This is a genomic window from Burkholderia sp. LMG 13014 (assembly GCF_905232215.1).
Classification (GTDB): Bacteria; Pseudomonadota; Gammaproteobacteria; order Burkholderiales; family Burkholderiaceae; genus Burkholderia.
The window spans coordinates 1-2,545 of the sequence record NZ_CAJNKE010000742.1; the positions used below are offsets into that span (position 1 = coordinate 1).

3 protein-coding genes are annotated in these 2,545 nt (G+C 67.3%); 1 reads left to right on the plus strand and 2 read right to left on the minus strand.

All coding sequences use genetic code 11. The features are described from left to right. Positions 1-10: 10 nt before the first annotated feature. Both JYJ84_RS33915 and JYJ84_RS33920 read right to left on the minus strand, forming a co-directional pair. Complete coding sequence (locus JYJ84_RS33915; protein ID WP_175222764.1) at positions 11-583, minus strand: DUF1415 domain-containing protein; 573 nt, start codon at positions 581-583, stop codon at positions 11-13. A gap of 55 nt (positions 584-638) precedes the next feature. Then, positions 639-1,259, minus strand: a complete 621-nt coding sequence (locus JYJ84_RS33920; protein WP_174958866.1) for a TetR/AcrR family transcriptional regulator — start codon at positions 1,257-1,259, stop codon at positions 639-641. Between the two features lie 219 nt (positions 1,260-1,478). Here JYJ84_RS33920 and JYJ84_RS33925 point away from each other — a divergent pair. Next, positions 1,479-2,545, plus strand: a 1,067-nt coding sequence (locus tag JYJ84_RS33925; protein WP_205190080.1) for an MFS transporter, incomplete at its 3' end; no start/stop codon positions are given.

Below are 2,545 nucleotides of genomic sequence, written 5' to 3' on the forward strand. Positions count from 1 at the left end.
ACACGCCGTGTCAGACGTCGTCGCCTGGCCGGCGCATCCATTCGCGCCAGCCGTCGTGGCCGAGGCGGCGCAGCGTTTCCTGATTCTTTTCGTAGATCGCAGACGCGTCCGGGAACGCGTCGACCGCGCGCGCAATGCTGTCCTCGCGCAGCAGGTGCAGGATCGGATACGGCGCGCGGTTCGTGTAGTTCTCGATGTCGTCGGGCCCGCTGCCTTCGAACCGGTACTGCGGATGGAAGCTCGCGATCTGCAGCACGCCGTCGAGCCGCAGTTGCCGCACCAGCCGGTCGGCAAAGAACAGCGCATCGTTGTAGTCGATGAAATCGGCGAACGCATGCGGGAAGATCACGAGTGTCGTGTCGACCTGCTGCGGGTCGGCCGCGTCGAGCGCGCGCAGCTCCGTTTCGAGTTCGGCGAGTGCGTCTTCCAGCGTCGTCGCTTCGCTGATCGCGTAGCGCACCTGTTCCTTCACATAGACGCTTTTCGCGAACGGGCACAGATTGAGCCCGATCACCGCGCGCGCGAGCCAGTGCCGCGTGGCGGCGAGGATGTCGTCGTGCGATTCGGGGCGGGTGTCGGTCATCGTGAAACCAGTCGGGCGGAAGGGCGGCGAGGGCCGCATTGTAGCGGGCGCGCCGTCACGCGCATGCGGCTTCGATCAACTGCGTGACGAGCGCCGGAGCGACGCCGATCGGCGTTTCGCCGTGCCGATAGGTCTGGCTCGCCGCGTAGATGCCTTCGATCACCAGCGCGAGCGAGTCGGCGAGCGCCTGCGGCTGCGGTGCGCCGGCGCTTTCGCACAGTGCGACGAGCCGCTTCATCAGCTGTTCCTTGTTCTGCGCGACGCGCTCGCGCGCCGGGTGCGACGCATCCGGGAATTCGGCCGCGACGTTGACGAACGGGCAGCCGCGGTAATCCTTCTGCGTCGCGCGCTCGGCGAGATCGACGAAATACTGGATCAACTGCGCTTTCGGCTGGCCCGGGTGCTTCGCGACGCTCGTGTCGAAGCGGTCGAAGAAACACGCATCCATCCGCTCCAGATACGCGAGGATCAGCTCGTCCTTCGACGAGAACTGGCGGTACAGGCTCATCTTGTTGACGCCCGCCCGCTCCACGACCGCCTCGACACCCACCGTCCGAACGCCTTCCTTGTAAAACAGCTCCTCGGCGGCGCGCAGCAGGTGCTCCTGCGCGGTGGCGCCGTCGATCGGCCGGCGCGTGCGGCGCGCCAGCGGTTTGGCGATCTCGATGCCCGACATGTTGACCCTCGACTGCATAGTGAATTGCTTGACATGTTACCGATTGGTCACTACGATCGCAACACACTTGTGACCGGTCGGTAACAACGCCGATCGGATCGACAGACAAATGCCAAGCGTCGGCCCGGGTCAGCCGATGCAGCGTGCGGCGGAGGTGGCCTGGCAGGGCGGGCGGAGCGGGTGCGGAGGCACCGGCGCCGCCAACTGGAGAACGCGAAGATGAACTGGGCGGTGACACGAATCGGCGGGCGCTTCCACTACGGATGGCTCGCGGCGGCGGTGGTATTCCTGATCCTGCTGGCGGCGGCCGGCACGCGCGCGACGCCGAGCGTGCTGATGGTGCCGCTCGAGCACGAACTCGGCTGGAGCCGCGCGACGATTTCGCTGGCGATTTCGGTGAACATCGCGCTGTACGGGCTGACGGGCCCGTTCGCGGCCGCGGCGATGCAGCGCTTCGGGCTGCGCCCGACCATCCTGACCGCGCTGACGGTGATGAGCGCGGGCGTCGCGCTGTCGTCGATGATGTCGCACAGCTGGCAGATGGTGCTGATCTGGGGCGTGATGGTCGGCTGTTCGTCGGGCGTTGTCGCGCTGACGCTGTCTGCGACCTTCGTCACGCGCTGGTTCCATGCGCGGCGCGGCCTCGTGATGGGCGTGCTGACCGCGAGCACGGCCACCGGCCAGCTCGTGTTCCTGCCGATGCTTGCGGCGATCGCGCAGCACCACGGCTGGCGGCCGGTCGTGCTGGTCGTCGCGGTGGCTGCCGCGATCGTGATTCCGCTCGTGGCGTTCCTGCTGCCCGAACGGCCGGCCGACCTGAAGCTGCGCCCGTACGGCGAGCCGGCCGATGCACCGCCCGCGCCCGAGGCGACGAAGGAGAACCCGCTCGCGGTCGCGTTCCGCACGCTGCTGACGGCCAGCCGTTCGCGCGATTTCTGGCTGCTGTTCTTCAGCTTCTTCATCTGCGGCGCGAGCACCAACGGCTACGTCGGCACGCACCTGATCGCGATGTGCAGCGACTACGGGATGTCGGAAGTGCAGGGCGCATCGCTGCTCGCGGCGATGGGCGTGTTCGACCTGTTCGGCACGACGCTGTCGGGCTGGCTGTCCGACCGCTACGACAATCGCGTGCTGCTGTTCTGGTACTACGGGCTGCGCGGGTTGTCGCTGATCTACCTGCCGCACGCGTTCGGGATCGATTTCTTCGGGCTGCCGCTGTTCGCGATGTTCTACGGGCTCGACTGGATCGCGACCGTGCCGCCGACCGTGCGGCTCGCGACCGACGT

Coding starts and splice junctions, on each gene's coding strand:
- JYJ84_RS33920 (WP_174958866.1), bottom strand. CDS start 1,259: ATGTCGGGCATCGAGATCGCCAAACCGCTGGCGCGCCGCACGCGCCGG.
- JYJ84_RS33915 (WP_175222764.1), bottom strand. CDS start 583: ATGACCGACACCCGCCCCGAATCGCACGACGACATCCTCGCCGCCACG.